Genomic DNA, 26,417 nt, shown 5'->3' with positions numbered 1-26,417 from the left:
GACTACTTGCTTAGCATCACGCTGATTACATGCAGTATAATAACGATAATTGTTATCATTTTCAATAACATTCGGAAATTTTTTGGTCGTGATGGTACAGTGGTATTTCGCTCCACTCATCTATGTAAGTGGATATAAGCGTCCATGTAACCGAATATTATAGAAGGTAGTAAATTAACGATGAACTGTAATTTTGCTTATTTTTTAATCGATTTTCTAGATAACTGCTATTATATTGAACCCCTATAAACGAAGTCCATTGGAATTTTCCTATGTCTGATAATAATTTTACGATACGACCTATCGATTTGTTCAAAGTCCTATCTGATCCAACACGCCTAAAAATATTTCAAATTCTTTTTAAAAAAGAAGCACGTTGCGTGGGTGATTTGGTAGACATGCTTGATCAACCGCAACCAACGATATCGCGTCATTTGAACCATTTGAAAAAACTGGGTATCTTAAGCTGTGTACGTGACGGTACATGGATGTGGTATGAAGTCGCTGATGACTTACCAGAATGGTGTCAAGACATCTTGAATATCACTTATGATCAACTCTCTCCAAGTGATTCAGTTAAAGATGAATCGAGACTTGCTTAAATGTTATAGATAGACAAGTGTAGTTAATTGCATTCTGTATGATTCAACAGGCCAAAAAAAATCCTACCTAAGTAGGATTTTTTTTGGCTTATCAGTTATGAATGACAATGAGATAAAAGCTGAGCCGCTAAGCCAAATCTAAGAAGTCGCTGATGAAGGCATTGGCGGGCTGGTGTATCAGCTCCTCTGACGTTCCTACCTGCTCTACTCGACCTTGATTCATGACGACGATCTCGTCAGAGACGGCGCGGGCTTCTTCTTGATCATGGGTCACCATGATACTTGTGATACCAAGCTCGTGGTGGATATTCTTTAGCCAAGTGCGCAGCTCTTTACGTACTTTGGCATCTAACGCACCAAATGGCTCATCCAGCAATAGCAGCTTTGGCTTGACCGCAAGTGCCCGTGCTAGCGCAATACGCTGACGCTGACCACCTGATAGTTGGTGCGGATACGCATTGGCAACTTGTGGGAGCTGTACGAGATCTAACAGCTCTGCCACGCGCTTATCGATATCCGCTTTGCTAGGACGCTCATTCTTTGGTAGTAACGTCAATCCAAAGGCAACGTTATCTGCGATGTTCTTATGACGGAACAACGCGTAATGCTGAAACATAAAGCCAATATGACGCTTCTGTACTGGCGTATTGGTGACATCCATCTCATCAAACAGTACCTGTCCAGAGTCGGCATATTCCAGACCCGCAATGATACGTAGCAATGTGGTCTTACCGCAGCCTGATGGACCTAGCAAGGTCGTCAGCTTGCCAGTTGGCACAGTAATATTGATATTGTCTAAAGCCGTAAAGTCACCAAATTTTTTATTAACGTTGCGAATCTCAATGCTCATAATGGTATCTCTTATAATATCTTTTGTCGTATTGAGACTGATGTCTTAACGACTGTGTCAATATGATTGAACAATTTTGAATACTTACCCAAACAACTTATAGCTTACTAGCACTCTCAGCCGTTGACGTCGTCGCATTGGCACTCACTGGTAGCTCAGGGGCAGCCGCCAAACGTTCAGACTTAGCAAATTTTCGCTCTTGTATTTTGGTCATGACTTGCTGAATCAGTAGCGTCACTAGGGCAAGTGCGGCAAGTAAGCTCGATAAGGCAAATGCAGCGGTAAAGTTATAATCATTATAGGCAATCTCAACCAATAGCGGCATGGTATTGGTCTCACCGCGAATGTGACCAGATACGACACTGACCGCACCGAACTCGCCCATCGCTCGTGCATTGGTCAAAATCAAACCATATAGCAGCGCCCATTTAATATTAGGCAATGTCACATGCCAAAAGGTCTGCCAGCCAGTCGCGCCCAAGGTCAATGCGGCTTGTTCCTCAGAGTCGCCTTGTGTCTGCATCAATGGTATCAGCTCACGTGCAACAAACGGAAAGGTCACAAATAGCGTCGCCAGAATAATACCAGGCACCGCATATATTACCTGAAAACCCATACTTTCAAGCCAGCCACCAATCGTAGAGTTCAGTCCGAATAGCAGCACAAACATCAAACCGGCAACGACAGGTGATACGGAAAATGGTAAATCAAGTAAGGTGGTGACCAGCTGCTTACCTTTAAACTGATAGCGTGTGACCAACCATGCAATCGCAATACCCATGACCATGTTGATCGGTAAAACAATCGCCGCTGTGATCAATGTCAGTTTGATCGCTTGTAATGCCTCAGGGTCAACCAATGATGCAAGATATAACTGCCAGCCGTTTTTAAAAGCCTCATAAAACACAGCCAATAATGGCACCACCAGCATTAGGACCATAAACAGCACAGCGATCACAATAAAGGTACGGCGTATCCATGGCGTGTCTTTGGTTGCAGCGTTGCTTTGGTAGTCGTAGCTATTAGATATTTGCATATTAGCGAGCTCCTACGCGGCGCGACAGTTTCCACTGCATGATATTGATGGTCAATAAAATCACAAACGATATAAGTAGCATAAACAGCGCAACCGCAGAAGCACCTTGAACATCGAACTGCTCAAGTTTACTGATGATGATGAGCGGCAAAATCTCAGACTGCATCGGAATATTACCCGCGATAAAAATAACGGAGCCATACTCGCCAGTAGCACGGGCAAACATCATACCTGCACCCATTAGTAGTGCAGGCAGTAGTTCTGGCAAAATCACTTTACGAAAAGTGGTTAAGCGATTGGCACCTAATACGGCGGCGGCTTCTTCAAACTCAACTGATAGCTCTGCCAGTACTGGCTGTACTGCACGGACGATAAAGGGAAAGCTCACCACAACCAATGCTAGCCAAATACCTATCGGCGTAAAGGCGACCTGAATATCGAACTTGGCAAACCATTGACCAATCAAGCCATTAGGCGCATATAGCGTCGCAAGCGAGATACCTGTAACGGCGGTTGGTAGTGCAAATGGCAAATCAACCAAGGCATTAATTAACGACTTACCCCAAAACTCATAGCGGACAAGTACCCACGCAACCAGTGTACCAAAGACCATATTGGTCAGCATCGCCAAAAACGACATCCATAAGCTGAGCTTAATTGCGGCAGTGACTTGCGGCTGGGTGATGGTTTCCCAAAAACCCGTCCAACCCATCTGAGTTGTGGTATAGGCCATCATGGCAAACGGTAGCACCACTAGTAATGACAAACTAAAGACAGTGATGCCCATGCTCAGACCAAACCCAGGTAGCACATTGCGCTGACGCAAGCGTGTCAACCACCCTTTTTTGTTGGTGGGTTTGCTGGCAGAAGAAGATGTTGCACTCATAGTGATGTCCTATTGCCTAACTGATGGTACTTAGCGAGGGTGCTCACCGTAAGACCATTATTATCACAACTGTTATTAAAATTATTATTGGTCGGCTTACAATATAAAGGACATAGTGCATACGACCATGTCCTTTATGGGGTGCTTAATGACTGTACGATTAACTGCTTCAACCAGTTTTAGTGGTTAGCGCACTAGCAGTTCTTATATACGTAGCAGGCGATTACTGCGGGGCATTAACAGCCAACTGATCAAACACACCGCCATCACTGAAGTAAGTGCTCATGATCTCATCCCATGTGCCAAAGGCATCGTTCGGGCGGAAAGTCTCAACTGGGGGCAATTTGTCACTGTTTTTGTCAAGAACGCTCTTAACGCTAGGACGTAAGTATAAATCGGCTGCTAGCTGCTGCGCAGGCTCACTCCATAAATAATCAAGATACGCTTTGGCAGCATCGGTAGTGCCTTTTTTATCTGTTACCGTCTTCACAACAGCCACAGGGCTTTCTGATTTGATTGAATATTTTGGATAAACGATGTCTACTTGACCGGCACCAAAGTCAGTTGCAGCAAGGTTGGCTTCATTCTCAAAAGTCACTAGCACATCACCGATACCGCGCTGTACGAAAGTCGTTGTCGCAGCGCGGCCGCCATTTTCATAAACTTTGACGTTTTTGAGCATGTCTTTGACGTAGCCTTTAGCTTTTGTCTCATCTTGATCAAAAGCATGGAGGCCATACCCATAAGCACCTAAGAAGGCATAACGACCATTACCCGTCACTTTTGGATTGGCCATGACAATCTCAACACCGTCCTTGGTCAAATCTTCCCAGTCTTTGATATTTTTCGGATTATCTTTACGTACCAAAAATACGATCGTACTGGTAAACGGCACTGCATTGTCAGGGAATTGGCTTTCCCAATCTGAATCAACCAAGCCTTCTTTTTCGAGCAGCTCAATATCTGAGCCTTGGTTCATGGTCGCCACATCTGCTTGTAGACCATTAGCCACAGACAGTGCTTGCTTACTAGAACCACCATGTGACTGCTTGATAAGAATATTGCTGTCTGGATGCTCAGCTTTATAATGCTCAACAAACAAAGGGTTGTAGTCTTTGTAAAAGTCACGTGCTACATCATAAGAGACATTGAGTAGCTCAATATTTTGTCCCTCTGTCGCTGCGGCACCATCAGCTGCCGCCTCAGTCGTCTCGCTGTTGCTACAGCCAGTTAGACCTAATGTCAAAGCAACGCCTGCGATACTCAAGGCACTAAGGGTTTTACTCTTTTGTTGATAACGAGCTACGTCTGTCATAAATACCTCAAAGATGTCAGTTGTGTAATGCAAGTATGCTAACAGCGCCATCTTATTATGTTTAATGATGAATATGCGTATGTTATTGCCAAAAGGGAATAACAAGTAGACAAAACCAATTATATCAATAAGTTGTTTAAATACTCTGCATATATAACTGGCTGTTTGCTAGTCGATGAACTCCCTACTGGCAAGCGCCTGATATGTATTGCACGCGCGTCACTTGCCAGTGAGGACACAGGCCCTGCTACAAACCAAAACTCAATGACTAAATGGCTAAATAACTACTTAGTACGTGCCAGCTGATCAAAACGGCCGCCGTCTACAAAAAAAGTATCCATAATCTCTGCCCATGGGCCAAAGACGGCGACAGGCTCAAACGTTTCAATATCAGGTAATGTGTCCTTATGGGCGGCAAGTATTTGCTCATCACTCGGACGCATATACATTTTTGCCATCAGCTCTTGTGCAGGCTTGTCCCACAATCCTTTTAGATAGGCACTTGCCGCTTCGGTCTTGCCCGCTTTATCAGTCACTGCCGTGACGACTGCTACTGGGTTGGCAATCGTAATCGAGTAACTGGGATAGACAATATCGACCTGACCTTTAGCGAATTGCTGAGCGGCCAAATTCGCCTCATTTTCGGTGGTGATGAGTACATCACCTAGGCCGCGCTGAGTAAAACTGGTCGTCGCAGCACGTGCGCCATTGTCATAAGTGACCACGTTTGCCAACAGCTTTTTGATAAAGTCATTGGTTTTAACAGGGTTGTCGCTACTGTTTTCTTTAAATTGATGCAAGCCATAGCCGTAAGCCCCCAAAAAGGCATAACGTGCCGTACCACTGGTCTTGGGATTGGGCGTGACCACATCGATATCGTTACGGGCTAAATCTGACCAATCCTGAATGTTTTTTGGATTACCTGCACGAACCAGTAGCACCATAGTGCTGGTGTACGGCACAGCATTATTGGGTAGTGCTTGCTGCCAATCAGAAGCGACTAGACCTTTCTCCACCAACAGATTCATATCGCTCTCTTGGTTAAAGGTGACCACATCTGCTTGTAGTCCATTGGCAACAGAGAGCGCCTGCTTACTAGAGCCGCCATGCGATTGGTTGATATTGACCTTACTGTTTGGATGGGCTTTTTGATAATCAGTGCTAAATAGCGCGTTATATTCTTTATAAAAGTCACGAGACACATCATAGGAGACATTGAGTAGATTGACATCCTGCGTCTCACCATTAGCGTTGTTTGCTGCCTCGTTTTGCGCCTCTTCGGTTGGACTACATCCTGTCATCATGATCGCTGCTGCGAGCATGCCGCTAGTGGTAAGTACCCGCGCTTTTATATGTTTAGTATTGGTTGGCTGGATGCTAGCAATGCGGAATTTTTGGAATTTTTTTTGCATGATGCTCTCGATAAAGGTGGTAGAAGCGTGTTGTCAAAATTTTGACCATCATCATAGGGCTTACAATCATTTGAGCTTGGTTCTTTTGACTTTTACTCTGTTGATTTCGGTTTTCGGATGATGAAAGCTATGCTAGCAGCATAAATAGCAAACGCTTAGTGACGAATCCGCTTATCAAGTCTTGATGTTGGCATAAGCACTTAGCATATGCTTTTAGGAAATTATGGGAAACGTGAGGTAAATCATTGCAGGCAGGCTTATTAAATAGGCTATAATTTAGCTAGGCTATACCCTTATTCTATATGGTAGGGCCCAAGCGCCAATGCTATATCCATTTTACCGTCTTATTTAACCAAAGGCCTTTTTATGACTTTTTCGTCCCATCGCTTTCATTCTATTGCAGCATTAACATTGATAGCCACTACCCTAGCTGCCGTAACGGGTTGTCATAATTTGACGCCCGCGGTGAAGAGTTCTGCGAACAATGCTGTAGCGGTTCATTCAATTCCAGTGGATGTTATGAAAGACTATATTTCTGGTGATTATGCTTCTGCAGATTATGACAAACGCGCACAAGGCTATGACTGGGTTGGCGTCATGGTGCGTGCAGAGAGTGACCAACAAATCGATATAAAAGTTCGCTCACGTAGTGATATCAAAAAACAGACTTGTCAGTTTGATGGTAAGGCGATATTAATGGGGCAAGACGCGGCACACGGTACAATTTTTCAGGCACAGGCAAATGACAGCACCGTCTTTTTTCAATTTAAAGACAATATGCTGACGATTGATAGCCCAGATACGTATGCGCTGAATTATTTTTGCTCAGGCGGTGGCTCACTTGCGGGAGAGTATCAAAAGCTGACAGAAGATTTAGAGGTTTGATAGCTCACGCTAACTGCGGTGAGAGATGCTAAAAATGATAAAAACAAAAAGGTGCCAGACCATAAGTCTGACACCTTTTTTATTATTAATGTAGCACTGATTTTTTATGCTGACACGCTAGGGTTTACACCGCAGAGGCGCCCGTGAGTTTGATCTCAGCACGTTCTTCACGAGCGATGCTACCGTAGTAGTTACGTAGTATCTCAAGCACTTCTGGACGGCTAAAGTTCTCTGGTACTTCCATGTCTTCTGACAGCGCTTTACGCAGCTTGGTACCTGATACTTTAACGTGTTCAGACGCGTCATGCGGGCAAGTCTTGTCAGATGCCATCGCATTACAAGCATTACACCAGAACGTCCAGCCAATTTTTAGCGGCTGGGTGATGAGATCGTCTTTGCCAACCTGTTCAAAAATGGTTTGCGCATCAAACGCGCCATAGTAATCGCCCACACCAGCATGATCGCGACCAACGATCAGATGACTACAGCCATAGTTTTGGCGGAATAACGCGTGCAATAAGGCTTCACGTGGACCAGCATAGCGCATATCTAATGGATAACCTGCTTGAATGACCGTGTCTTGTTTGAAGTAATTATCAATCAAGGTTTTGATGGCTTCTTGACGTACTTCTGCTGGAATGTCACCTGGTTTTAGTGCGCCGAGCAATGAATGAATCATCACACCATCGCAGATCTCAATTGCGATTTTGGCCAGATATTCATGTGAGCGGTGCATCGGGTTACGCGTTTGGAAAGCCGCCACAGTCTTCCAGTTTTTCTCTTCAAAGATTTGACGTGTTTGCGCGGGCGTTTTATAGATACCAGGATAACGCGTTGGGAACTCGCCCTCGCTCAGTACTTCTACGCTACCTGCAATATTGACATCATCTTGCTCCAATACTTGCTGGACGCCTGGATGCTCTGGATCTGTGGTGGTAAATACTTGCTGACACTCGTGTTCTTTATCAATGGCATAGGTCTCTTCTACTGTTAAGATGCCCATAACTTCGCCATCTTGTGCGACCAATGCCACTTTGTTGCCTTGACTCAAACTATCCGCCGTCGCTTTTGGTGCAGACAAGGTGATCGGAATGGGCCAAAACAAACCTTTATTATCCCCACTTTGCAAGCGCATGTTATCAACCACACCTTGCCAATCAGCTTTATTCATAAAGCCATTTAATGGTGTAAAGCCGCCAATACCGAACATGATCAGATCACCACGCTCGCGTGAGCTTAAGGTAATGGTTGGTAAGGTGCTGGCAAGCTCTAGTGCTTGCTCGCGTGCTTCGCCTTCTAACAACAGTGGCTTTAGCTCGGCACTGCCATGTGGTGGAACCAGCTTTGATTGGGATTGATTTTGGCTTTGGGACTGAATCTGGGTCTGAGACATATCGTTATTAAAACCTCTTATTAGAAAGAATGGTTGGAAGAGATGAGCAAAAATACGAAAGTGATTAAATATACAAAACTGAGAAGAAAGCCGTCGATAGATAAGAAGTAGCGTACTAGTGATCAGGCGTTAAATTTGATAAGCATAGGCTACCTAACTTTCGTTATGAAAATTTATGCTGTGTTTGGATATGGATATGTCTGAAAGGAATTTATGTTTATAGATAGAAGCTTATATGATGTGACCCTGAATTGTTTAAATTGCGATTTGTGGTAAAGTCTATCACCTACGAGCACAGATATTAGATTGCTGCCATCGCTGCTTTTAAGACCAAAAACAAAACTGAGATTACGTCATGTATCAATATAATTACGCTGACCAGACGTTAGTAGACGAACGAGTTGCCCAATTTCGCGACCAAACTGAGCGATTTTTGGCAGGTGAGCTGCCAGAAGAGCAGTTTTTGCCACTGCGATTGCAAAACGGCTTGTATATCCAGCGTTATGCGCCGATGCTGCGTATTGCCATTCCTTACGGCTTGCTTGCCAGCTATCAGCTACGCAAATTGGCTGAGATTACCCGTAAGTATGATAAAGGCTATGGGCACATGACCACCCGTACCAATATTCAGCTGAACTGGCCAAAACTAGAAGAAGTGCCAGACATTTTGGCAGAATTGGCAACGGTACAGATGCATGCCATCCAAACCTCAGGCAACTGTATTCGTAACACCACAACCGATCCTTATGCGGGTATCCATAAAGAAGAAATTGCTGATCCACGTCCTTATTGCGAAATCATTCGTCAGTGGTCAACCTTCCACCCTGAGTTTGCTTTTTTACCACGTAAATTTAAAATTGCAGTCATCGGTACCGAAGCGGATCGTGCGGCAACGCAAGTACATGATGTGGGTCTGCACGTCGTTACCAATGACGCAGGCGAGCTTGGCTTTGAAGTGATCGTTGGTGGTGGCTTAGGACGTACGCCTATTATTGGTAAAACGATTCGCAAGTTTTTACCTCGTGAGCATTTACTCAGCTATCTCGATGCCATTTTGCGCGTTTATAACTTGCATGGTCGCCGTGATAACAAGTACAAAGCCCGTATTAAAATTTTGGTTGATAGCTTAGGCGGCGATCAGTTTGCCAAATTGGTGGAGGCTGAGTGGGAGGCGCACACCAAAGACGGCCCGCTTACTTTGACTGAAGAGAATTTTGACACCGCTGCTAGCTACTTTAGCATGCCTGATTATCAGTCATTTGATGCGCTCGCAGTACAATCAGAGTTGCAAGCACAATTGGCAGACAATAAAGATTTCGCTGATTGGTATAAGCAAAACACCGTGGCACATAAGGTGGACGGTTACCGTGCGGTCGTGATCTCTTTAAAAGCCGGACTGGTGGACGGTCGTTATGTGCCATCAGGTGACTTGAGTGATGCGCAAATGGATGCGCTTGCCGATTTGTCTGATCGTTATAGCTTTGGTGAATTGCGCGGTACGTATCAGCAAAATCTGGTATTCGCTGATGTGCAAACCAATGAGCTTTATGAATTGTGGCAGCAGCTATCAGATTTGCATTTAGCACGCGCCAATATCAACACCTTAACCGACATGATTGTCTGCCCAGGTTGGGATTATTGCTCACTGGCCAATGCGACTACGCACAATATCGCTGAGCAAATCGAAAAGCAGTTTGATGATTTGGATTACTTGTATGATCTTGGTGATATTCGCCTAAACATGTCAGGCTGCATGAATGCTTGCGCCCATCATCACACAGGTGATATCGGTATCTTGGGTGTGGACAAAAAAGGCGAGCACTGGTATCAGATTAGCCTTGGCGGTAACTCTAGTAATGACGCCAAATTGGGCAAAATCTTAGGAAAAGCGGTGCCAGCGGATGATGTGGCCAGCACCTTACAAACCATTTTAGATGTGTATCTCGATATACGCGGCACTAACGAACAAGATGTTGAGGGTTTTGGTGACGTGATTGACCGCGTTGGTATCGCCCCCTTTAAGGAGAAGGTCTATGGCTAATCATCATGTGCTCGATAGCCATGGCGCAGACATCAGTGGCGAAGATACTTGGCAAGCGCTAGCGACAGCGCAGCTGCCTGACGGTATCGCGTTATCAAACCTGACCTTACTTGAGCTGTTACACAAACAAGAAAAAGTTGATGTACTTGTCCCATTAGCAGATTTATTAAATGCTGATGGAAAACTGGCAAACGGTTTGCTCGCGCAAGTATTGGATATCCTCAAGCAGCACAGCAGCCGATTGGGTGTGTGGATCACGTCCAACACCGATGCTGATGATCTGCCTGATGTAAAAGACTTTTTATTGACGCAAGACTTGATCGTCATTCATGTCCCAAGTTTTGTGGACGGTCGCGGTTTTAGTTTTGCACAGACTCTGCGTCAGCTTGGTTATGAAGGTGATATTCGCATGGCAGGCGCGTTTGGTCGTGATCAAATCGCTTATTTGCTGCGCGCTGGTGCTACTAGCTTTGTACTCAATGAGCATGATGCTAAATCTGATATTAGCCAAGCCTTCACTGCTCTAGCCAGTAGCTATGATGGTCGAGACGCTTCAGCATTACCGATGTTCTCAAAAACCTAAACGCGATATTAAAGAACCATTTTTATATTAACAATTATTAAGGAATGTATTATGAGCCAATTACACCCAAACCTAGATATCGACCAAGCAAACCAAGATTTGCAAGGTAAATCACCAGAAGAGATTGTAGCGTGGGCGCTGACGCAAGCCAAAAACCCAATCATCACCACCAACTTCCGTCCTTATGAGTCAGCGATCTTGCATTTGGTTGCCAAGCAGCGCCCTGACATCACGGTATTGTGGGTAGATTCAGGCTATAACACCGATGCGACCTATCAATTTGCCAACAAATTGATTCGTGATCTTGATCTCAACGTTGTGACTTATATCCCAAAACAAACCGCTGCACACCGTGATTCAACCATGAATGGCATCCCAGGCATTGACAACCCGCAACATGGCGAGTTCACTGAACAAGTGAAACTTGAGCCATTCCGCCGCGCCCTTGCTGAGCTAAAGCCTGACGTATGGTTTAACGCGATTCGTAAAGACCAAACTGAGTTCCGTCAAGGGCTTGATGTACTTAGCTTATCAAAAGATGGCGTATTGAAAGTAGCGCCATTGTTTGAAAAAACTGATGCAGATTTGGATGTATACTTAGATGAGCACAACTTGCCAAACGAGCATGACTACTTTGATCCAACTAAGGTAGAAGAGAGCCGTGAGTGCGGTCTGCACACGCAGCTGTAATTTTAGTGTTTTCTGAATGAAAAAAGCCCTTTCTTTAATTTAAGAGAGGGCTTTTTTATGATTGACGATCATATTTGCAACTACTAAAGCTATTTGCGACCTAAATAATAGCGCCGCCACCTTATCGCGTCCTGTGACGACGACTTTAGCACCTTCATTAGCAAACGCCTTTGCCGTCGCCTCGCCCAACCCTGAAATGCCACCAAATATAATTGCCACTCTGTCTTATAATTTCATAGTATGCTTACTCTTTTTAAATATTGTGAATTATTGATATACGATTAATTATCTTAAGACATGCTAGCACACCCTAATTTTGGGATATGTTAGCGTGTATTAAATAATTTATTGATTTAAGAAAATCATTTAATCTATTCCTATTAGCAAGAAAAATATCAATTAATATTTCAAAAACGAATATACTAATGCCAATTCATTAGGTGAGAGTGTGTCTGTGATACCTCATAATGGCGGCATTCCTTATATCTTTTCTACTTTTATAATAAATAATTCAATATATGGTGACACTATGAACACCTTCCCGCTATTTTTTAAATTAGAAGGCCGTAAAGTGCTCATCGTGGGCGGCGGCGAAGTGGCACTGCGTAAAGCGGACTTGCTCAGCCGTGCGGGTGCGTGCATTATGATTCTTGCGCCTGATATCAGCCACGAAATACGAGAGTTACTGAGCGACAATAAGCACGAGTTGATTGAAAAAAACTATCACAAATCCTATATGTCAGGCGCTCGCGTGATCATTGCCGCGACTGACGATGAAACGCTTAACCATGAGATTCACGCAGATGCGACTGAGCTAAATATCCCGGTCAATGTGGTCGATACGCCGCCATTGTGCGATTTTATCTTTCCAGCCATTATTGATCGTAACCCTATTGTCATCGGCATTTCATCAAATGGTAAAGCGCCTGTATTGGCACGGCTATTACGGGCACGCCTTGAAACCTTAATCCCGCAAGGCTATGGTAAATTGGCCAAGTTGGCAGGGGATTTTCGCAGTGAGGTAAAGTCCAAAATACCAACGCTGACGGGACGCCGCCAATTTTGGGAGCGCGCGTTTGAGGGTCAAGTCAGTCAGCTGATGTTTGCGGGTAATGAAACCGAAGCGGCTGCCCAGTTGCAAGCGGATTTAGATAGTACTGCCGCTGCTATTCATGATAAAGCCCATGCTGCGGAAAATACAACGCCTACGCTATCAGACGAGTCAGAAAAAAAATCACCCCCCGTAGGCGAAGTCTATATCGTTGGCGCAGGCCCTGGTGACCCAGAGCTTTTGACATTTAAAGCGCTGCGTTTGATGCAGCAAGCAGATATTGTCTACTATGACGCCTTGGTATCTCCACAAGTGCTGGATCTTTGCCGCCGTGATGCAGACAAAGTGTTTGTCGGTAAAAAACGCAGTAACCATACTGTCGCGCAGCTTGGCATCAATGAGTTATTGGTCAATAGCGCCAAAGAAGGTCGGCGTGTGGTTCGATTAAAAGGTGGCGATCCATTTATCTTTGGTCGTGGCGGTGAAGAAATTGAAAGCCTGCGCGCTCATGGTGTGCCGTATCAGGTCGTACCAGGGATCACCGCTGCCAATGCCGCTGCTAGCTATGCTGGCATACCCTTAACTCACCGTGACCACTCACAGTCCGTACGTTTTGTGACAGGATTCTTGAAGGCAGGCACGCCCAACAACAACTTTAAAAACTTCTTGAACACCGATGAGACGGTGGTATTTTATATGGGTCTGCATTCGCTGGCGCGCTTGACTGAAGGCTTGGTTGACGCTGGTCGTAGCGCTGATACGCCAATTGCCATTGTCTCTAATGCCAGTATGCCCAATCAGCAAGTCCTAACAGGTACGCTTGCCAGCATCGTCAGTCAGCAAGAAACCGCTCAGCTGCCGACGCCTGCCCTGCTTATTATGGGCGAAGTGGTCAGCTTGCATCATGATTTGGCTTGGTACAATTTACAAAATCAGCAGCACAACCAAAGCAGCGATGACATAGCTAAAAACTGGTTACGTGAAGGCTCAAGAGGTGAAGCAGTCAAACAGCCCATAGATCAACAAGCTCATGCGCTATCGATGATTGCAAATCTTGCGACAAATTCAGGGGACGATCTAGAGCAGCTCATCATCGATTAATCTTCTGTGTTTTATTATTACCTGTACCGCAAAGCGACCCTGTCAATTATCTATTGGTAGGGTTTTCTTTTGGCAACAGAGAAAATCTCAACGATTCTTGCTAGAATGAAAGCTACCTAATTAATGTTCTGACGTTTAATGATAAGCCAAACTATGCCCCTATCTATTGCTTCTAAATATATCTCTGTTAGACCTTTAAAAATATTGCACACGTCCGATTGGCACTTGGGGCGCAGGCTTTATGGTCGTCTGCGTTATGAAGAGTTTGAGGCATTTTTGCAGTGGCTAAAAGACACCATTAGCGCACAGCAAGTAGATATATTGATTGTCGCAGGTGACATCTTTGATACCATGACGCCCAGCAATAAAGCCCAAGCGCTATATTATGAGTTTTTGGGTAAGGTCTCACGTTCCTGCTGTCAGCATGTGGTCATTGTCGCAGGCAATCATGACTCACCGACGTTTTTGGATGCGCCAAGCAATGTGCTCAAATTTTTGAATGTCCATGTGATTGGGACTGCTTGTGATGATTTAGAAGATGAGGTATTGGTCTTAGGTGATGATGATAACAATCCTCATTGCATTATCGCCGCTGTACCCTACCTGCGCGACCGTGATGTACGTAGCAGTAGCGCTGGCGAGTCTGCGGATAGCAAAGATGCCAATGTTATCAGAGGTATTCGCGCTCACTATGATGAGGTAGCAGCGATTGCTAGAGAACAGCAGGCCAAATTAATCGAGGTACATCAACGGCATATCCCTATCATTGCCACAGGTCATCTATTCGCCGCTGGTGGCAAAACAACCGATGATGACGGCGTGCGCGATCTCTATGTTGGCTCACTTGGCAAAATCTCCGCTGATATGTTTGATGAGGGTTTTGACTATGTCGCACTTGGGCATTTGCACGTACCACAGCGCGTTGGCGGTCGTGAGAGTATTCGCTACTCAGGCTCACCCATCGCGATGGGGTTCGGAGAGGCAAAACAGCAAAAACAGGTATTGCTGGTACAGTTTGGTGCTATAGCTAATGTTGATAATGAAATCATAGAAGTAAACATCACATCTGATAGCGTTGTACCTCATCTATCTAATACGGTTACTAAGGTTGAAAAATCAGCAGAAAAGACTGCTAAGAAAATAGCGAGTCAAGCCACTGCCTATATGGATGACTTATTTGGATTTGACGCGCCAGCTGATAATCATGAGATAACAACAGCGGCTCTTCAAGCGAACACTGACGATCAAAAACAGCATAAACCCAAGCCTAACGACTCCATTACTTCTAACGAAGTTTTGCATCATGATGACCACAATCAGATGCAAGTAGTTTCTCTACCCATTCCAAAGTTCCAACAGCTAGCGCAGATATCTGGTGACCTAACCACAATCTCACAAACGATAAAATCACTCACACCAACGGATTCTGTTTGGTTAGAGGTGGTCTATACGGGTGACGAGATTGTCAGTGACTTACGTGAGCAAGTACAAACGATGGTAGATGGGCTGACATGTGAGGTATTAAAGATTAAGAACACCCGCACTTATAATAAAGTGCTTAACCAACAGCAAACCTCGGAGAATCTGCAAGACTTGAATGAGATGGAAGTATTTGAGCGCTGCTTGACGATTAATGAGGTGGCTGAGTCACAAAAAGACTCGTTGCGTGATGCCTATGGTCAGATACTTTATCACTTACATCATGAGGACAAACAGGCAGAATAATATAAGTGTGAATCATTATCGCACTTCTATTTTCTAAATTTTTGCAGTTGCTGCTATCACTAATAATAAGATATATCCATGCGCCTAATCGAACTCAGACTCAAAAACCTCAATTCTCTCAAAGGTGAATGGCACATTGATTTTGCTGACACCGCTTTTACCAATGAAGGTATCTTTGCGATCACAGGACAGACTGGCGCTGGCAAGACCACCATATTGGATGCGATTTGTCTGGCGCTATATGGTGAAACACCAAGGATCAACAGTATCAGCAAAAGCAGCAATGAAGTAATGACGCGGCAAACAGCGGAATGCTTCGCTGAAGTCGTGATTGATTTAAATGGTGAGCAGTACCGCTGCCGTTGGGGACAGCGCCGTGCTTATAATAAGGCAGATGGCAATCTGCAAGACGCAACTCATGAAATTGCTAAGATAAACGTTGATGACTCGTCAAAAGAAGATGAGCTGTTAGAGAGCACGCTAAAACATACCAAAAATAAAATAATTGAACTGACTCGGATGGACTTTCAGCAGTTCACTCGCTCTATATTGCTGGCTCAGGGCAGTTTTTCAGCTTTTTTGAAGGCAAAAGCTGACGAGCGTGCCGATATTTTAGAAAAAATTACAGGTACTGATATTTATGCCACCATTTCAACACATGTTCATAATAAAAAACGCACTGAAGAAGAGATATTGAGTAAACTGCAATATGGTTTAGATGGCTTGGCACTTTTATATGCCGAAGAAGAAGGTCAATTAAGAGCCGATTTGCAGTCATATCAAAGCACCCAGAGTACGCAGCAGCGAGAAATTCAAGATTTGGTCGAAAAGATAAAGTGGCTAGATAGCGTCACAGAATCAAAAGAAAAACTGAATACTTATCAAAATGATCTAGCGCAGGCTCAGCAGGCTCAGCAAGACTTTATCCATGACGCTAGACGCTTAACCGCTGCCAATAAGGCGTTGGAGATTGATAGTCAATACGGAAAGCTTGCCTCTGACCGCAATAATCTAAAACGTTTACAAAATGAACAGCAAGGAATTAACGATACGCTGCCGCAAACACAGAATAACTTACACCAAGCGAACGTGCTGCTAGATACCGTAAAAACTCGCGTACAAGCCGCTGATGAAGCGCTGCGATCCACCTTACCTAATATTAGAGAAGCGCGTAGACTAGATATCGACATTACGCAGCAAACGCAGGGATTAAAAGAAGCGCAGCAAAGGGAGAATACTTTATCGGACCATACTCAGCGCTTACGCCTAGAGATTGATCACCATCAACAACAAGCAGTACAAAATAAATCCCAATTAGCAGATATAGCGCGCAATCTTAATGGTGCAAATGACTTAAATGACATCGACGGCGATATTGCTAATTTTAAGAGTTATTGCACCAGTTTAAAAGCACTGCTCCAAGACAATGCTGATTTAAATATCAGCAAGGCCAACCAAAAACACAATACAGACCAGTATCAAAGCCATCTTAGAACCTTGTATCCACTACAAAAGGATCAAGCGGCTAAAGAAAAAGCTCTGCAAGCTCAGATCGAGAAATTGCAACAAAAGCAAGCCGAATTAATTGAAAGACAGTCTCTACCTGAGATACGCAGCGAACAAGAACAGATAGATGGCCTCGATCGTCAGCTTGAACAAATAGAGTCAAAAGCAGATAAGCTCAATGAGCTTCGCGCACAGATCAAAGATATAGACACTGAGCTACCAGTAATACAAGACGATCTGGTAGTGCTGGCTGATATCATTACTAATAAAGCATCCACTATCCAATCCACTAAAGACAAGCGGCAAGACAAACAAACACAGTTATATCTACTACAAAAAGTAGCCACTCTAGAAAGCCACATTGCTGATCTAAAAGACGGTCATCCCTGCCCGCTGTGCGGATCGCTTGAGCATCCTTATGGCGCAAACCACCCGCATTTGATATCAGATACCGAAGCAGATCAGATTCAGCAACAAATGATAGAGCTGGACACCACCATATCCGATTTGGAAAACAGCTTATCTGTACATCGTATCAGTCAAGCAACCAAACAGCAGCAGCTTGAGCGACAGCAAAAACAGAAAAACCTACTACAAGATCAAGCACAAAAACTAGCAGCTGATATCAAGCAGTCAGTGAGTTTAGTCCTGAAGGAAAAGTACTCACCTTTTATCGCGGCAATGATACAACCATTGCAGCAACTTGAGACACATGTAGATATAATACCGGTGTTAAAGAGCACTCAACATCAATTGACCGAACGTAAAGCATCACTTAAAGGCACGCTGTCCAATTATCAGAGGCTTGGTGAGAAGCTCGCTACCATGCGCGAGGACATTAGCGCATTAGCACAACAGCAGCATAAGCTGGCAAGCGATATTAATGGGATTGAGACGAATATCAAAATAACATCCGTGAGTATAGATAATACAGATAAACACATTCACGATAATTTCTCTGAATTAACCACCCTTAAAAATGACATCATTCAGCTCTTAGAAAGATACGCCGCCGGCACGTTTCAGTCAAACGAAATCGCGCAGATACGCACCTCGAAGCCAACTTTACATCCCCTGATGGAAAGTATTGATAGCCAAGTTATCCTAAACGAGGCGGATTATCATACGCATATCACGACATTGCGTCAGCAGCACGCAGCGCTTATAACCATAAAAAATGGGCTTAATAATTATAAAGAGCATCAGCAAAAGCTAGCGACAGAACTAGGCGGTCTAGAAATACAGATCGATACCAAACAAACCCAGTTGGATAAAGACCAACAGGAGCTTGATAGTCTGGTTCAACTCGTGATTGAAAAAATAAAGGCGCTTGAGCAGCTACAAACACACAGAATCAATGTCTTCGCCGACAAAGATCCCGATGCAGAAGAGCAGCGTTTGCGCGAGGCATTAGAACAAGCGAAAACCGATCAGTCCGTTGCCCAAAGACAACTAGACAGTGCTGAATACACGCTCAAGCAGCTAAAAGACCAACGAGAGCAAATCACGCAGCAAATCAAAGCAGCAGCTGATACCGTGCAGGTTCTAGAAAACCAGTTCCAAACGGCACTTGCCTCCTCAAGTTTTTACGCAGAACCCGATTTTTTGGCGGCGCGCTTGCCTATGGATGAGCGTAATGCACTCAAGCAGCAGCAAGAACATATTGATTATGCACTCAAGCAAGCGCAATCCTTATTGAAAGAAACCGAGAAAGCATTAGAAGATAAGCAAGCTAATCCGCTGACAACAGACGATAAAGAAACGCTTATCCAGCAGCAAGCGCAAGTCCAAGAGAAGTTTAATAGCTGCATTGAGTCAATTGGTGCAATCAGTCAGCAGTTACGAGACAATGAGGATAAGAAAAGCACGCAACAGGCACAGATTGATGCCATCAATGCCCAAAAAGAGAAGTTACAAGTGTGGCAACAGCTACATAAATTGATTGGCTCGTCTGATGGCAAAAAGTATCGTACCTTTGCTCAAGGCCTCACTTTTGATCTGATGGTTAATCATGCCAATACTCAGCTGCAAAAAATGAGTGATCGCTACCTGCTGGCTCGTGATGACAATAGCCCGCTTGAGCTCAACGTCATTGATAATTATCAAGGCGGTGAGATTCGTAGTACCAAAAATCTCTCAGGCGGTGAAGGCTTTATTATTAGCCTTGCTCTAGCACTAGGACTATCACAAATGGCCAGCCAAAATATTCGCGTGGACTCGCTATTTTTAGATGAAGGTTTTGGTACCTTGGATGAAGAGTCTTTGGATATTGCGCTAGATACACTGACCAATTTGCAGCAAGAAGGAAAATTAATCGGGGTAATCTCCCATGTACAGGCGCTAAAAGATCGTATCTTAACCCAAATTAAGGTCGAAAAGCTCTCGGGCGGCTTTAGCCGAATTAGTGGTCAAGGATGTCACAAAGTTGTCAGTGAAAAAGCCTCGTAATTTAAGCTAGTCAGTTTGCTACTTTCTACTCTACTTTCGATTAAACGATTTTGTTTAGACAATAAAAAACCACCGAACATTAAGAACGGTGGTTTTTTTGAACTTACAGATATTTATTTCTTACTGAGTAACTGATTATTTAGTGACTAAACCACTCAGCTCACTCATCAATACTGACAGCGTTGACAGACCAATTTGACCTTCTTCATCGTTGCTATGCAGCTCATCTAACTTATTCATCTCTGTCGTGACTGCTGCAAGCTGATCGACGTGTCTTGCTTTCCATTCACTAAATGCTTGCTTGGCATCTGGTTTAGACAGTACCGCATCCATTAGTAGGCGCAAGCTACGTGACAACTCGTTCACTAACGCATGGCGTGCACGGCGATCCCAGTAGTCTTGCTGTGGTAAATTGGCAATATTGTCCATCATCCAATCTAACTGCAACACTTGATAGGCTTCAAAGTATAGGGTTGCAATCTCATCAACAGGACGCTCATATTGCTCAGCCAGCAATGCAGCATCAAGCGCATCGACATGATACGGTAGCATCGCAAATAAGGTAGCATCGTTGTCAGACAGATCTTTTTGCATCAAACGCTCGGTGTCTTCTTGCAAATATTGGGCAAACTGCTGCTCGATAAAACCACTTGGCTTAGTCAGTTTTTCAACACTATCACTAAAGCGGCTAATCATATCAGCAACTTGCAAGTTTTGACCAAAGGCATTGATGAACCAGACCACACCACGCTCAAGCGCATCACGTAGACGCAGCTCAAGGTTCAGCAGTAGTGTTGCTTCAACTTGGTTATCTAGTGCTTCTAATGCTTGCCAAGCGCGCGATACGTTGAATACATCACGGCTAATCGCATAACCACGCACGATAGTCGCTAGTGATTGATCGGTTTCCTCAAACAGACGGAATAGCGCTTCAATACCTAAGCGGTTGACCACACTGTTGGTCAAGTAAGTGCTGATGATTTCACGATGCAAGCGGTGCTCAGTCATCTCATCAAAAAAGCGTGATGCAAGCTCATCTGGGAAATATTTGCGTAGCTCGTTAATGAAGTACGGATCATCTGGTAAATCAGATGATAACAGATTGTCATAGACCCACATTTTGCCATAAGCCAAGACGACTGCGAGCTCAGGGTTGGTCAGACCAGTATCTGCTTTTTGACGTTTCGTAATCTCTTCATCTGATGGTAGATACTCAATCGCACGATCCAGGCGCCCTTCATTCTCTAACATTTGGATAAAGCGCTGATGATCGCTTAGATTGGCTGCGGCGCGAATATGACTCAGCTCAATGGCTTGTGGTTGCAAGTAGTTCTGACGTAGTACCAATTCTGCTACGGTGTCAGTCATACTCTCAAGCAATTCATTACGCTGCTTCAGCGTCATATCGCCTTGCTCGACCACTTTGCCAAGTAAGATTTTGATATTGACTTCATGATCCGAGCAGTTTACACCGCCTGAATTATCGATGGCATCTGTATATATGCGTCCGCCCGTTTGAGCGTATTCGATACGACCTTGCTGGGTTAGACCTAAGTTACCACCTTCACCAACGACGGCTGCACGTAGCTCATTACCATCGATACGTAGCGAATCATTGGCTCGATCGCCAACATCGGCATGCGTCTCATTTGCACTTTTGACATAAGTACCGATACCACCATTCCAGATGAGATCGACAGGCGCACGTAATAACGCACTGATCAAATCGTTCGGTGCAAGGCTGTCTGCACTGATATCAAAGAGCGATTTCATCTCAGGACTGATAGCGATAGTCTTGTCTTGGCGTGAGAATATCCCACCACCTTGACTGATTAAGGAGTCGTTATAATCTGCCCATGATGAGCGCGGTAGCTCAAACAAGCGTGCGCGTTCCGCGTATGAGGCCGCCGTGTCTGGATTAGGATCAATAAAGATATGCAGGTGGTTAAAGGCAGCAACGAGCTTAGTATGCGTTGAGAGCAGCATACCATTACCGAATACATCCCCACTCATGTCACCAATACCGACCACGGTAAAGTCATCACGGTTTTGGATATCCATACCGCGCATACGGAAGTGACGTTTGACCGACTCCCAACCACCGCGCGCTGTAATACCCATTGCTTTATGGTCATAACCTACTGAACCACCTGAAGCAAAGGCATCATCCAGCCAGAAGTTGTACTCTGCTGCGAGCGCATTGGCGATATCAGAGAAAGTCGCTGTGCCTTTGTCCGCTGCGACAACCAAGTACGGATCATCTTCATCATGACGTACTGTGTTGGCTGGCGGGACGATGTTGCCATCTACAATGTTGTCTGTGACATCAAGCATACCGCGTAAGAACGTTTGATAGCAGGCAATGCCTTCTGCTTGGAACGCTTCACGACCATCAGCCATACTTTTGGTTTTGACAATAAAGCCGCCTTTAGAGCCAACAGGAACGATTACTGCGTTTTTGACCATCTGTGCTTTGACAAGACCAAGTACTTCGGTACGGAAATCTTCCATACGATCTGACCAGCGCAGACCACCACGGGCGACCTTTCCGCCGCGTAGATGCACCGCTTCAACGCGCGGTGAATAGACAAATATCTCAAACATTGGCTTTGGTTTAGGTAGGTTTGGAATGTCTGCTGCCAAGAACTTAAACGACAAACGATCTTTGCGTTGACCGTCGCTATCTACTTGATAGAAGTTGGTACGTACCATCGCATTGATCAAATCTAAGTACCAGCGCAAGATACGATCTTCGTCTAGGCTATCGACATCTGCTAACGCAGCAGTGATTTTCTCTTGAATTTTCGTTGTTTTTTCTTGGCGCGTCTCATCACTATATTCAGGGTTCATGCGCGCATCGAACAAGCTGCCCAATGCCACACTGATATCACTGTTTTTAACGACAGTTTGCTGAATATAAGCACTGGAGAATGGCGCACGAGCTTGTAGCATATAGCGAGACAGCGCACGTAATACGACGACATCATAAGTGTCGAGCTTGGTCGTTAGTACCAACTCATTGAACGAATCGCTCTCAACACGGCCTGCCCAAATTTGCTTGAGGCTATCTTCGAACTGACCACGCACGACTTGCATATTGACCGTATCGACATGCTCTAGCGTCAGCTCGTACTCTTGCATCCAAATAGACTGCTCTGGCAAATCAAACTCATAAGTCTGTGCTGAGATAACCGATACACCAAAGTTTTCAAGTATTGGTAGCACCTTTGATAGGATAACAGGCTGCTCGCGACCGTATAGCTTTAGGTGAAGTTGGTTACGTGCATCGCCTGTCGACTGGTATAAATGCCAAATCATTGGGTTTTCTGCGGTCAGTCCCGCCAGACGCTTCGTATCTTCGACTGCGGTACGAGCATCAAAACGCTCTTGGTACGCAGCAGGAATGTAATCTAAAAAGCGACGAGTCAAAGCGTTGGCTTGTTGCTCACCCACATTATCAAGCAGCATTTTTTGATAATTGTCATCCCATGATTGCATGAGTGCAGACAATTTGGCTTCAAGTGTCGCGATATTAACGTCATTCACTTGACCTGGCACTGTGCGCACATGGACATGGACGCGGGCGTGCGCAGATTCATTGAATTCAGTGGTAAAACCTGAAGACAGACCGTTATAAGCATCTTTTAGAACGTTTTGTACTTTGATGCGTAGCTCAGTGTTGAACTTATCACGTGGAATATAAACTAAGCACGAGACAAAACGTTGGTAATGGTCGATACGGCTAAATAAGCGTAAGCTCTTTTTGTCTTGTAATTGGCTAATACCTGAGACAATTGGGTACAGCTCTTCGACGCTGGCTTGGAACAGATCATCACGTGGCAAGGTATTAATCACATGCATCAATTTATGATGAGCATGACCATCACGTGGCAATTCTGCCATGGCCATAATCTGGTTGGCCTTTTCGCGTAGTAGCGGTATTTGCTGTACGGTAAGCTGATACGCTTGTGATGTCAGCAAACCGATAAAGCGATACTCACCAATCAATTTACCATTATCATCGAACTTATGGATACCCAAAAAGTCCATATATACCGAGCGATGTATCGGAGATACACGGCTTGATTTAGACAGCATCAACACGCGCGGCTCAGTTAATAATTGTTTTAGCCCTTTAGGCAGTTGATTGAAGCTTTCTGATATCTTGTCTTCTTCTGAACCGCGCAATAGACCAAGACCGCTATTACCAATGGCAAATAAATCCAAATTAGTAGGTTCGGTGACTTCGATTTCGTGACCGCCTTCTAAGCGGTACTCGCGATAACCTAAGAAGATAAAGTGGTCATCTAAAATCCAATCTAAAAATGCTTGGATTTCTTGTTGTGAGTAGAACACTTCTGGCAGTGGTTTGTTAGACAGCTCAGCTTTAATGTCATTTAACTGAGCACGCATTTGTTTCCAGTCGCCAACGACGGTATCAAGCGTGTCAATTTTAGACATAAGCATTTGTTTCAATGCTTCCAAGTTTTCATTATCTTGATAAGCAATTTCACAATGAATCAACGACATATGAGAAGTGGCACTTTCATGTGCGCCTTCAACATAAGTAATCTGGCCATCTTCATCGCGTTTAACACTAACGATAATATTGTAAGTGCGGTGCACATCGATACCTTCAGCTTCTAGGCTCATCAAGATTGTATCAACTAAAAATGGTCTATCATATGCCACGATCTGAATGACCGTGTGTGAGCTATGAAAGTGCTGTTCTTCTGCTAAGGGATTCAATACTGCCAGTTGTGGTTTGCTGCAATCGTAGGCTTTGAGCAATGTAAAGTGATGTAGCGCCATGCCCGCCAAATCAGCATTACTGATCGCCTCTGCAGTTTCTTGATGCAGCGGCTCATAGTAGCTATGGATAAAATGATCAAATAGCGATTTGTCTTTTTGTACATAACTGGTAGCAATATCGCTTATCTGGCTAATGCGCTCTTTTGCGATACTGAGGGAGTTTGGCATTGTCCTTCGTCCTTTTTATAGGTTTGGTTTATCTATTTATGTTTATCAATCTGTGTTAATTACCGTCATTGCATATAGGGCTTTATAACTTGTGATGCAATGGCAATATATCCAGTCACGCGACTTATTCTTTTATTATGACGTCTAAAGACTTTCTCCTTTTTTACTCTTATTTTTATGAATATGTAGCCATCAGGATTTAGTGCCATCAATATAGTGAAGTTTAACGCACCTGCGGCGCGAGCTAAAGCGTACAACATCATTTCATGAATCAACGACATGTCGATAACCTTTGCTAATGAGACAATGATGTTCAATGCCATAATATTCGAGATTAGGTGCTGGCAAGTGGATACTCATAGTAATCAATACTGTTTTTTTGTTAGAATATGCCGATATATCTACGAGCGTACGAATAGCTCATTATTAACTTTAATGCTAAGGGCAAGAGGTATGATGAATATTTTGGTGATTGGTTCAGGTGGTCGTGAACACGCGCTGGCATGGCAGTGTGCAAAAGATGACAATGTCGAAAATGTCTATATCGCTCCTGGTAATGCTGGCACGGCCCTTGAACCTAAATGCCAAAACGTTGTCTTAACGTCTACTGATGCCAGCGAGCACAGCGCTGTTATCGAGTTTTGCCAAAACAATGATATTGACATGGTTATCGTTGGACCAGAAGCACCTTTGGTCACTGGTATCGTTGATGCGTGCCGTGATGCTGGTATCAAAGCATGGGGTCCAACAGCCTACTGCGCTCAATTAGAAGGTTCGAAAACCTTTGCCAAAGAGTTCATGGAACAAAACAATATTCCAACGGCTGCTTATCAAGGATTTACAGACGCTACTGCTGCCAAAGCTTACGTTGATGAGCAAGGCGCGCCTATTGTTATCAAAGCTGACGGGCTTGCTGCTGGTAAAGGCGTCATTGTTGCTGAGACTATTGAGCAAGCGCGTGAAGCGATTGACGATATGCTAGCGGACAACAAATTCGGTGATGCTGGTAGTCGTGTGGTCATCGAGCAGTTCTTGCAAGGTGAAGAAGCCAGCTTCATTTGCATGATTGATGGTGACAATATCTTGCCAATGGCGACCAGCCAAGATCACAAACGTGCTTTTGAAGGGGATACGGGTCCCAACACTGGCGGTATGGGTGCTTATTCACCTGCGCCAGTCGTGACCAAAGACGTTCATGACAAAGTGATGTCACAAGTCATTCAGCCAGTCGTCGATGCGATGAAAGACGCAGGACACCCTTATACTGGATTTTTATATGCTGGTCTTATGATTGATAAAGCAGGCGATCCTTATGTAATTGAATTCAACTGCCGCTTTGGTGATCCAGAGACGCAGCCTATTTTGATGCGCCTGCAGTCATCAATGGTAGACTTGGTTGCACAAGGGTTGGCAGGTCAACTGCCTAGCGAAGCCAAATGGGACAACCGCCCTGCTCTAGGTATCGTAGTTGCATCGAAAGGCTATCCTGAAACATCATCGAAAGGCGATGTGATTGCTGGCTTGCCAGAGCTGGACACTACGAACGATAATGCGGTTAAAGTATTTCATGCTGGTACGGCATTCTCGAATGACAATGAGAACGAAGTTGTGACTAACGGTGGACGCGTATTGTGCGTGACTGCTTTAGCAAATAATATTTCTGAAGCTCAGCAAGCAGCACTAGCAGTCACTGCTGCGATTAGCTTTGATGGTGCGCAATATCGCCGTGATATCGGGCATCATGCCATTGCTCGTGAAAATGCTTGATGAGTTAATCATTGTCAGATAACGTGTATTTTTCACTCCATATGTCTGATTAAGCAAATATGACTGATACGCTATACATTATTTGACCTAGCATCATGCATGCTAGGTCTTATTTTTTGATAGTCATTTTTAGGTCTATTTTTGAT

At 44.4% G+C, this 26,417-nt stretch carries 17 protein-coding genes and 1 pseudogene; 9 read left to right on the top strand and 9 right to left on the bottom strand.

All coding sequences use genetic code 11. From position 1 onward, the window contains the following. Positions 1-272: 272 nt before the first annotated feature. Positions 273-602, top strand: a complete 330-nt coding sequence (locus AC58CZ_RS10370; RefSeq protein WP_494224765.1) for a metalloregulator ArsR/SmtB family transcription factor — start codon at positions 273-275, stop codon at positions 600-602. Between the two features lie 130 nt (positions 603-732). Here AC58CZ_RS10370 and AC58CZ_RS10365 read toward each other — a convergent pair. The 5 genes and pseudogenes from AC58CZ_RS10365 to AC58CZ_RS10345 all read right to left on the bottom strand — a co-directional run. Continuing rightward, positions 733-1,452 (bottom strand): annotated as a pseudogene (locus tag AC58CZ_RS10365) (sulfate/molybdate ABC transporter ATP-binding protein); the annotation flags it as partial. A gap of 97 nt (positions 1,453-1,549) precedes the next feature. Then, entirely contained in the window at positions 1,550-2,488 is a 939-nt protein-coding gene (cysW, locus tag AC58CZ_RS10360) for a sulfate ABC transporter permease subunit CysW (protein WP_075107597.1), read from the bottom strand. 1 nt (position 2,489) lies between these two features. Then, the gene (gene cysT / locus AC58CZ_RS10355) at positions 2,490-3,374 is read right to left on the bottom strand and encodes a sulfate ABC transporter permease subunit CysT (protein WP_071001578.1); all 885 of its coding nucleotides are present in this window, start codon (positions 3,372-3,374) and stop codon (positions 2,490-2,492) included. 223 nt (positions 3,375-3,597) lie between these two features. Next, on the bottom strand, positions 3,598-4,689 hold the full coding sequence (locus tag AC58CZ_RS10350) for a sulfate ABC transporter substrate-binding protein (protein ID WP_494224766.1): 1,092 nt from the start codon (positions 4,687-4,689) through the stop codon (positions 3,598-3,600). Between the two features lie 284 nt (positions 4,690-4,973). Next, the gene (locus AC58CZ_RS10345) at positions 4,974-6,101 is read right to left on the bottom strand and encodes a sulfate ABC transporter substrate-binding protein (RefSeq protein ID WP_494224767.1); all 1,128 of its coding nucleotides are present in this window, start codon (positions 6,099-6,101) and stop codon (positions 4,974-4,976) included. Positions 6,102-6,467: 366 nt separating this feature from the next. Between AC58CZ_RS10345 and AC58CZ_RS10340 the strand changes: the two genes are divergently transcribed. Continuing rightward, positions 6,468-6,986 carry a hypothetical protein gene (locus tag AC58CZ_RS10340; RefSeq protein ID WP_494224768.1) on the top strand — a complete coding sequence of 173 codons (519 nt, stop codon included), beginning with the start codon at positions 6,468-6,470 and terminating at the stop codon, positions 6,984-6,986. A gap of 124 nt (positions 6,987-7,110) precedes the next feature. Here AC58CZ_RS10340 and sat read toward each other — a convergent pair whose 3' ends face one another. Beyond that, positions 7,111-8,379 carry a sulfate adenylyltransferase gene (sat, locus tag AC58CZ_RS10335; protein ID WP_494224769.1) on the bottom strand — a complete coding sequence of 423 codons (1,269 nt, stop codon included), beginning with the start codon at positions 8,377-8,379 and terminating at the stop codon, positions 7,111-7,113. 355 nt (positions 8,380-8,734) lie between these two features. On the opposite strand from sat, the gene AC58CZ_RS10330 reads away from it, so the two are divergent. From AC58CZ_RS10330 to AC58CZ_RS10320, 3 genes are read left to right on the top strand one after another with little or no spacing between them, the layout of a single operon-like run. Continuing rightward, positions 8,735-10,420, top strand: a complete 1,686-nt coding sequence (locus AC58CZ_RS10330; protein WP_494224770.1) for a ferredoxin-like domain-containing protein — start codon at positions 8,735-8,737, stop codon at positions 10,418-10,420. After that, positions 10,413-11,003, top strand: a complete 591-nt coding sequence (locus AC58CZ_RS10325; RefSeq protein WP_494224771.1) for a DUF934 domain-containing protein — start codon at positions 10,413-10,415, stop codon at positions 11,001-11,003. Before AC58CZ_RS10330 ends, AC58CZ_RS10325 begins: the two co-directional genes overlap by 8 nt. A 51-nt stretch (positions 11,004-11,054) precedes the next feature. Then, a complete protein-coding gene (locus tag AC58CZ_RS10320; RefSeq protein ID WP_494224772.1) occupies positions 11,055-11,693 on the top strand; it encodes a phosphoadenosine phosphosulfate reductase domain-containing protein in 639 nt (212 codons plus the stop codon). Between the two features lie 39 nt (positions 11,694-11,732). On the opposite strand, the gene AC58CZ_RS10315 is transcribed toward AC58CZ_RS10320, so the two are convergent. Continuing rightward, entirely contained in the window at positions 11,733-11,912 is a 180-nt protein-coding gene (locus AC58CZ_RS10315; RefSeq protein WP_494224773.1) for an SDR family NAD(P)-dependent oxidoreductase, read from the bottom strand. A 310-nt stretch (positions 11,913-12,222) separates the two neighbouring features. Between AC58CZ_RS10315 and cysG the strand changes: the two genes are divergently transcribed. The 3 genes from cysG to AC58CZ_RS10300 all read left to right on the top strand — a co-directional run bounded on the left by cysG (position 12,223) and on the right by AC58CZ_RS10300 (position 19,524). After that, entirely contained in the window at positions 12,223-13,845 is a 1,623-nt protein-coding gene (gene cysG / locus AC58CZ_RS10310; RefSeq protein WP_494224774.1) for a siroheme synthase CysG, read from the top strand. Positions 13,846-13,998: 153 nt separating this feature from the next. Further along, positions 13,999-15,570 carry an exonuclease SbcCD subunit D C-terminal domain-containing protein gene (locus AC58CZ_RS10305; RefSeq protein WP_494224775.1) on the top strand — a complete coding sequence of 524 codons (1,572 nt, stop codon included), beginning with the start codon at positions 13,999-14,001 and terminating at the stop codon, positions 15,568-15,570. Positions 15,571-15,648: 78 nt separating this feature from the next. After that, the gene (locus AC58CZ_RS10300) at positions 15,649-19,524 is read left to right on the top strand and encodes an SbcC/MukB-like Walker B domain-containing protein (RefSeq protein ID WP_494224776.1); all 3,876 of its coding nucleotides are present in this window, start codon (positions 15,649-15,651) and stop codon (positions 19,522-19,524) included. Between the two features lie 135 nt (positions 19,525-19,659). On the opposite strand, the gene AC58CZ_RS10295 is transcribed toward AC58CZ_RS10300, so the two are convergent. Together AC58CZ_RS10295 and AC58CZ_RS10290 are read right to left on the bottom strand one after the other, a co-directional pair. Continuing rightward, positions 19,660-24,504, bottom strand: a complete 4,845-nt coding sequence (locus AC58CZ_RS10295) for an NAD-glutamate dehydrogenase domain-containing protein (RefSeq protein ID WP_494224777.1) — start codon at positions 24,502-24,504, stop codon at positions 19,660-19,662. A gap of 65 nt (positions 24,505-24,569) precedes the next feature. Beyond that, the gene (locus AC58CZ_RS10290) at positions 24,570-24,785 is read right to left on the bottom strand and encodes a hypothetical protein (RefSeq protein ID WP_494224778.1); all 216 of its coding nucleotides are present in this window, start codon (positions 24,783-24,785) and stop codon (positions 24,570-24,572) included. Between the two features lie 175 nt (positions 24,786-24,960). Here AC58CZ_RS10290 and purD point away from each other — a divergent pair, with 175 nt between their 5' ends. Then, positions 24,961-26,271: a phosphoribosylamine--glycine ligase gene (gene purD / locus AC58CZ_RS10285; protein WP_494224821.1), complete on the top strand. Its 1,311-nt coding sequence runs from the start codon at positions 24,961-24,963 to the stop codon at positions 26,269-26,271. Positions 26,272-26,417 lie beyond the last annotated feature (146 nt).

Source organism: Psychrobacter sp. CR212 (assembly GCF_059693765.1).
This window is presented reverse-complemented; position numbering and strand designations above follow the sequence as displayed.